This window comes from Campylobacter sp. RM12642 (assembly GCF_020137635.1).
Classification (GTDB): domain Bacteria; phylum Campylobacterota; class Campylobacteria; order Campylobacterales; family Campylobacteraceae; genus Campylobacter_E.
Map to the genome: position 1 here is coordinate 1 of NZ_JACGAT010000046.1, position 6,980 is coordinate 6,980.

Below are 6,980 nucleotides of genomic sequence, written 5' to 3' on the forward strand. Positions count from 1 at the left end.
ATAGAATTTAGAATTAATTCTAAATTCTATTAGCTAAGCTTATTGCTTAGCTCTTTGTTTTTCCCAATCTTCCCAACTATGTGGAGTTGTGTCCTTTAAATCATATAAAGTTTGTGCTAAATCTTTATGCCCTACATGTTTATGACAATCGGTACATTTCATCTCATCAGCACTACCTTTAAAACTTAGATAGGTAAGATGGATTGGTAATGTGCTTTCATTGTCTTTTACGAAAGCATTTTCGTGGCATTTTAGACAAGAGCTATCAAAAGTATAATTTTTTCTAGCGTGTTCTCTATTTGCTAACCAATCTTTTTTAGTCGGGTCTTTTGTTAAAGTTGTAAAGCCTTCTGCTATTCCGTTTTTAGCTTTAGTCAATAAGTATTTTGCCAAATTATCGTGTGGTAAATGACAATCAGCACAATTAACTACCACTCCTTTAGGATTTTTAGCCCCGTGTATATCATCATTAACATTTGTGATTGCTATAGGTCCATCCCAAGAATGGCAACTCCCACAAAACGGATATTTGCCTGTTACATGAACAATTTTTTCTCCTAAGAATACTAAAACAAGAGTTATGATTACTATCATACAAGTAAAAGCTATTTTATTTTTCATGTATTCTCCTTTATTTTACTTTTAAATTTTTTAAGATTTCTTGGCTATGGCATCTAGCACACATATTAACAGATGGCTTATGAGTTTTATGACAATTATCGCAGTCTAATTTATCATAATGTGGGCTTTGATGAACATTGTTATTATGTCCGTAACCTGCAGTATATTCTGCTAGTTTTGAATAATCCCCGTGGCATTTTATACAACTATTTAGCATAGCTGATGAATAATCTTTCGCTTGTGCTTCTAGGTGGCAATCATTACACTTAAGATTTAATTTTTTATGAATTCCTTTCACTTCATAGGCTTTTTCACTAAAATCTACATTTACTTTTCCTAACGAATCCTTTAATACATTTTCATTTGCAAATAAAAAACAGGCAAATAAGCATATAATGCTAATAAATCTCATTGCTAACCCCTTAATAAATTATAATTTTTTGCTAGAGTATTTCCAGCTCTTTTTCCATAAACTAAGCAATCTAAAACCGCATTAGAACCCAATCTATTGTATCCGTGTCTTCCGCCAGTAATTTCTCCACACGCATACAAACCTTGAATTAATTGCATATCATTATCATATACTTCACAATCTTTATTAGTTTTTACTCCACCCATACAATGATGAACTTTTGGTCCTGGTCTTGCAGCAAAAAATGGAGCTTGTTCTATTTTTATATACTTTCCTTTGTAATCTGAAAAATTGCGATTAAATTCTGGGTCTTTATAATCTTTATCTTTTGAAGCAAGTTCAACATATTCATTGTATCTTTTTAACTGCTCTAAGAAAGGCTCTTTATTGATATTATAATGAGCTATTAATTCATCCATTGTTTCAAATTGTTTTACAGCACCAACTAATAAGCCCCTATTTAAATCTTCTATATCAACCGTTTTAGTGCCATTTATATCCATAATTAAAACAGGTGGATTTAAACCTTTTTCATTCATAGCTAATATCGCATCGCTACCTTGTTTTCTATCAGTAATTTCATTTACAAATCTTTTTCCTGTTTTAGGATTTACCATCATTCCATAAGCATAAGCCCTAGTAATCCATCTATAAGCAAATCCAAAACCACCTTCATCTTGACTTGTTACGTGCATACTTTGAATATATTGCATATCTATGAATTTAACATTATCATTTATTAGTTTTTGTGCTGTGTAGCCAGTAGCTCCTAAATGATTTGTGGTTAATACATCATCTCTTAAACTAGAATCAAATATTTGTCTAAATTTTAAATCAGCTCCCCAACCACCAGTAGCTAAGATAATACCACCAAAGGTTCTATAATATTTAGTAATTCCACTTTCATTGTTTTTTTCTTCATATCCACGCTCAAAGTTAAATTGATATTTTTCTCTTACTTTAATTCCAACAACTTTATGATTTTTATCATATAAAATATCATCCATTATAACTCTTGTTAAAATCTTACTGCCTCTATTAAGAATTTGTTCTTGTAATGGTCTTGTAATATAACTACCTGCACCTGCTGAATGAGAGCGTGGAACGCTATGACCACCACTTCTGCTAACCCACTTAAAATTAACCCCATTATCTATAAGCCAATCAAGAGTTTTTACTCCATCATTTATCATAATATTTACTAATTCTAAATCATTTAAATTCTTACCACTTTTTAATGTATCTTGTATGTGTAGATTAATATCATCAACTATTCCATCTCTAGCTTGTAATTTTGAGCCAGCAACAGCCATTGAACCACCTGAATAAGCCGAGTTGCCACCTAAATAAGGCATTTTATCAATCATAACAACATTTTTAATACCATTATCCAAAAGACTTAGCATAGCTGCACTTCCTGCAAAACCACTTCCAATTACTATTGCATCATAATATTCATCCCATTTTATATCATTAATATCTATACTATTAGATAAAGCAATATTAGGCATTAAAATAGAGCCATACACCAAGCCAGAAAACTTTAAAAAGTCTCTTCTATCTTTAGTTTTCATAAAACCTCCTAATTAAAAAATAAGTTTAATAATAATTTTATTTTAAAATAAAATATACTTAGTAAATAATAAAAATTTTTTAATAATATTTTTAATTTAATAATTATTATGAAGTAATAATAAGGATTTTTGATAAGTGATATTAATTTATTCTTATATTTATAAATTAATATAATTAAGGTTTTTGTAAAAAGAATTTGGTTAATGATTAACAATAATTTCAAATGGTAAAATTATGTCGCAAATCAAATTAAGGAGATAATTATGTCAGTAGCAGTAGTTTTCGGAAGTGCTATGGGAAATACAGAAGGCGCAGCAGAAAAAATTGCAGAAGCACTAGGTGCTGAATTATTAAATATCGCTGATGTTGATGCTGATAAACTAAATGGTTTTGATAAATTAGTTTGCGGAACTTCAACTTGGGGTAGTGGTGACTTACAAGATGATTGGGATTCATTTGATTTTAGTGGTCTAAAATTAGCTGGTAAAACAGTAGCTGTATTTGGTATGGGAGATAGTTCAAGCTATTCTGATACTTTCTGCGGCGGTATGGGTAAATTAGCTGCGGCATTAAAAGAAGCTGGTGCAAATTTAGTTGGAGCAGTTTCAACTGATGGTTATGATTTTGAAGATTCAGAAGCAGTAGTTGATGGTAAATTCGTTGGTCTTGCATTAGATAATGACAATCAAGAAGATTTAACAGACGAAAGAATTGCAAACTGGGTAGCACAAATTAAAGCTAACTTCTAATCACGAAATAGCAAGTTTTTTACTTGCTATTTTAAGGATACTTATGAAAAAGTTTTTATTATTATTTTTAGTGTTTTCAATTAATTTTTTATCTGCTGATTTAATTAAAGTAGCTATGAAAAATCAACCAAATAATATAAATCCAATTTATAATCCAAATGATGATTTAGTAAATTTATTATATTTAGGTTTGTTTTATAAAAATAATAATAAAGAATTAATTCCCGCACTAGCCAATTCATACAAAATAAGTAATGATAAATTAAGATACGAATTTGAATTAAAACAAGGTCTTCATTTTATAAAAAATAATATAGATTTTGGAGAATTTACTTCAGAAGATGTAAAAACTACTTATGAAATAATTATAAATCACTTTTTTAATTCAAATTATAGTAGATTTTATAATAATATTTCTCAAATAAATATAATTGATAAATATAAAGTTGAATTTGTATTGAAGTATCCAGATAATGATTTTTTAAATTCTTTAACACTAGGGATTATGTCAAAAAATGCTCTTATTAAATATGGTTTAAGTTGGTTTAATAGTGATGCTATTGGTCTTGGTACTTATAATTTAAAGCAATTTAACAATGAACAAATAGTTTTAGTAAAAAATCCTAATGCTATTTTTAAAGCACTTAATGATGGGGTAGTTTTTAAGTTTTATCAAAATGAAGTTCAAATAAAAAATGCTTTAAATAATGATATAATTGATGTTGGCTTGATTAATTATAAAAATATAAAAAATATTGATGATGATTTAGTATATAAGACTTTAGAATCAGATCACGCTATAGCGTTACAATTAAATAATAAAGTAATTTATGATAGGAAATTAAGATATGCAATTTCTTTGATTATTTGTAACAAATCTATTTTAAATCAATTACCGAATTTTAGTATTAATAAACATATTTTAAGTTTGAATAATAATGGTTGTGATAGATCAGAAGCTAGAAAAATTATAAATGAATTAGGATTTTATAAAGATAAAAAGAGTATAGAATTAAATATTAATAAAGAAAGCACAGCAAATTATTATAAAAAATTAGATTTACCTTTAAAATTAGAAATTTATGTAGATAAAAACAATAAAGACTACTTAAGTATAGCTGAAAATCTTGCTATGCAATTAAAAGATTTTGGAATATTAACAGATGTATTACAAACCAACAATGATGATAATGAAGCTAGTAAGATTATAGATATTGAAGTATATGATAGTATTAATTTTGCAACTATTTTAAATACAAATAAGATTAATAAAACTCAAGCAAAAAATACCATAAATCAAGTGCAAGAGAATTATTACAAAGAGTTTCAAGAGCAGATTAAAATGAACCCTTCTTATGTATTTTTGGTAAATTACAATTATTTTTTAGCTTATAATAAAAAAATTAAAGGTATTGAAAATATGCCAATAGGATTTAATGGAAACGGATTATTTTCTCAAGTAATTAAGTGGTATAAATATGAATAATTTCATTATTAGCCTAAAAGATTTTTTTACATTTAGATTTTTAGCATTTTCTTTATTTCCACTAATTATAAGCTCAATTATATTTATTAGTTTATTAACACTTGCATTTAGTTATGTTGGTAGTTTAGATTTTAACGAAGAAGCTTTTAACTTTTTTTTAGGTGCGATGATACTACACGCCATACAAATATTTATTATGATAATTACTATTTCAGGTGGTGGTTTTTTAGCTTTATATTTATCTATATTTTTTGCTTTAGTTATTACTTCATTTTTAACTCCAATGATAGTTAGAGAAATCAATTTAAAGCATTATAATTACAATAAATTAGATGAAATAGGGTTAATTCAAATAACTTGGCTTTTGTTTAAAATCGTATTGAAATTCTTATTCTTTTTATTTTTTGTGCTTTTATTTCACATAATTCCTATATTAAATTTCATAGCATCATTTTTAATGTTTTGCTTAATGTTTTATTTATTTTTTAACTTTTTAATTTACGATGTGGCTAGTTGTGTTTTAAATAAAAATGATTTTTTAAGTTTTAAACCTTTTAAATTTAAATATATTTTTTGCGTATTTTTATTTTATTTGGCTTCAAATATTCCTTATGTTGGGTTTTTTCTACCTGTATTTTTTGTAATATTTCTAGCTCATTTATTATTTCAAAATGAATTAAGATTAAAACAGCCTTTAAATTGATTAAAAATAACTTTTATATTTTGATTTTTTTGTAGTATTTAATTTTATTTTTAAGGAGATTATTATGGTTTTAAACAATGAAATTATTTGTAATGTATGTAGTCTAAAAGCTAGCGAAGACGAGCACGCAGTATTTATTAGAGCTCATAAAAACAATAAGCCAGTAGATATTTGCACAAGTTGTATTCCGAGCGTAATTCACGGCTCTGGAATGGTTGTAAAAAGTGATGAAGAAATCATTAAAGATTTAGATTGATTTTAGGAATTTCATTTGAAATTCCTATGGTAATTGTATGTTATTTAGCATTTTAGAATTTTTACATAATTACTATGGCTTAATAATAACTATTTTTTACTTCATATTACTTGGTATATTCGTTTTATTTATAAAAAAGGCAGAAAAATTTATAAATGACAAAAATAAAGAAATTCAAACATTAAAAATAGATAAAGAAGATTACGAAGATACAAAAACTGATAAAAATATTTTGCTATACAAGAATTATAAATATGAAGAAGAATTATTAAAACTCAAAGATGAGTTAAAACGATTACAGACTTTAACAACTTCAGATATTAATAAAATAGCCATTGAAAAAGCACAAGAATTGATATTAGAAAAAGAAAAAGATTATGAAGAAAAATTAAAAGAATTAAATAGATATTATAAGCTAGAAAAAGATAAACTAATTCAGTCTTATGAATTAAAAATAAGTGAAGAAAAAAACGCACAAAATAAAATCAAATTAGAAAATATCAAAAAAGGCAAAAATTACGAATATCAAATAAAAATATACTATGAAAATATAGGTTATAAGGTTTTTCCAAATGGTTTTGTAAATGGTAAAAACGACAAAGGTATAGATTTAATAGCGTATAAAAATAGTGAAATAAGGCTAATTCAATGCAAGTGCTACACAAATCCACCAAAACAATATCTGCTTAGAAAATTTATAGGAGATTGTGAAGTTTTTATTAGAAACAATCCATCATTATGTGATAATAAAATAATTTATAAAGATTTTATAACAAGCTGTAATGATAAAGATTACGGAGTAGTGTGCTATTTAAGAGAATATCCAAATGAAATAAATTATCAAATCATTAACTATATAAATTAAAGCATTAAGACAATAAATAATAGATTAATAATTTTTTGTTTGCTATAATTAATCTTATTTTTAAAGGTAAGATATGAATGAGTTTTTAATATATCTAACATATTTTTTAGATAATTTACATGATTTAGCTAGTGGAATTATTAGTATTTTAATTCCTATACCATATGCAAGTTTTATTACTTACCCTATTGTTTTTACTCTTACTTTATTTATAGGATTAAAGCTCTATCCTAGATTTATAATAGCTTTATATATTTTATTTTTATATTTGGTTATAAGAATTGGGCTTATTGATAGAGATGCCGGTGGGTGG

The 6,980-nt window shown here is 25.9% G+C and carries 9 protein-coding genes; 6 read left to right on the plus strand and 3 right to left on the minus strand.

What is annotated here, in order from left to right; genetic code table 11:
- Positions 1–39: 39 nt before the first annotated feature.
- Genes AVBRAN12642_RS09400 through AVBRAN12642_RS09410 form a run of 3 tightly spaced genes read right to left on the minus strand, consistent with a single transcriptional unit; the run spans position 40 to position 2,607 of the window.
- A complete protein-coding gene (locus tag AVBRAN12642_RS09400) occupies positions 40–621 on the minus strand; it encodes a cytochrome c3 family protein (protein ID WP_214117904.1) in 582 nt (193 codons plus the stop codon).
- Positions 622–631: 10 nt separating this feature from the next.
- Positions 632–1,033, minus strand: a complete 402-nt coding sequence (locus tag AVBRAN12642_RS09405; protein ID WP_214117905.1) for a cytochrome c3 family protein — start codon at positions 1,031–1,033, stop codon at positions 632–634.
- Positions 1,034–1,035: 2 nt separating this feature from the next.
- Positions 1,036–2,607: a flavocytochrome c gene (locus AVBRAN12642_RS09410; RefSeq protein ID WP_336608286.1), complete on the minus strand. Its 1,572-nt coding sequence runs from the start codon at positions 2,605–2,607 to the stop codon at positions 1,036–1,038.
- Positions 2,608–2,871: 264 nt separating this feature from the next.
- Between AVBRAN12642_RS09410 and fldA the strand changes: the two genes are divergently transcribed.
- The 6 genes from fldA to AVBRAN12642_RS09440 form a co-directional block, all read left to right on the plus strand.
- Positions 2,872–3,357, plus strand: a complete 486-nt coding sequence (gene fldA / locus AVBRAN12642_RS09415; RefSeq protein WP_214117907.1) for a flavodoxin FldA — start codon at positions 2,872–2,874, stop codon at positions 3,355–3,357.
- Between the two features lie 43 nt (positions 3,358–3,400).
- Entirely contained in the window at positions 3,401–4,843 is a 1,443-nt protein-coding gene (locus AVBRAN12642_RS09420; RefSeq protein WP_336608287.1) for an ABC transporter substrate-binding protein, read from the plus strand.
- Entirely contained in the window at positions 4,836–5,546 is a 711-nt protein-coding gene (locus tag AVBRAN12642_RS09425; RefSeq protein ID WP_214120649.1) for an EI24 domain-containing protein, read from the plus strand. The genes AVBRAN12642_RS09420 and AVBRAN12642_RS09425 overlap by 8 nt, the downstream gene beginning before the upstream one ends.
- A 64-nt stretch (positions 5,547–5,610) precedes the next feature.
- Entirely contained in the window at positions 5,611–5,802 is a 192-nt protein-coding gene (locus tag AVBRAN12642_RS09430) for a hypothetical protein (RefSeq protein ID WP_214117910.1), read from the plus strand.
- 37 nt (positions 5,803–5,839) lie between these two features.
- Complete coding sequence (locus AVBRAN12642_RS09435) at positions 5,840–6,667, plus strand: restriction endonuclease (RefSeq protein ID WP_214150618.1); 828 nt, start codon at positions 5,840–5,842, stop codon at positions 6,665–6,667.
- Between the two features lie 73 nt (positions 6,668–6,740).
- The coding region (locus tag AVBRAN12642_RS09440; protein ID WP_336608288.1) for a hypothetical protein at positions 6,741–6,980 on the plus strand (240 nt) is incomplete at its 3' end.

Coding starts and splice junctions, on each gene's coding strand:
- AVBRAN12642_RS09435 (WP_214150618.1), top strand. CDS start 5,840: ATGTTATTTAGCATTTTAGAATTTTTACATAATTACTATGGCTTAATA.
- fldA (WP_214117907.1), top strand. CDS start 2,872: ATGTCAGTAGCAGTAGTTTTCGGAAGTGCTATGGGAAATACAGAAGGC.
- AVBRAN12642_RS09430 (WP_214117910.1), top strand. CDS start 5,611: ATGGTTTTAAACAATGAAATTATTTGTAATGTATGTAGTCTAAAAGCT.
- AVBRAN12642_RS09420 (WP_336608287.1), top strand. CDS start 3,401: ATGAAAAAGTTTTTATTATTATTTTTAGTGTTTTCAATTAATTTTTTA.
- AVBRAN12642_RS09400 (WP_214117904.1), bottom strand. CDS start 621: ATGAAAAATAAAATAGCTTTTACTTGTATGATAGTAATCATAACTCTT.
- AVBRAN12642_RS09405 (WP_214117905.1), bottom strand. CDS start 1,033: ATGAGATTTATTAGCATTATATGCTTATTTGCCTGTTTTTTATTTGCA.
- AVBRAN12642_RS09410 (WP_336608286.1), bottom strand. CDS start 2,607: ATGAAAACTAAAGATAGAAGAGACTTTTTAAAGTTTTCTGGCTTGGTG.
- AVBRAN12642_RS09425 (WP_214120649.1), top strand. CDS start 4,836: ATGAATAATTTCATTATTAGCCTAAAAGATTTTTTTACATTTAGATTT.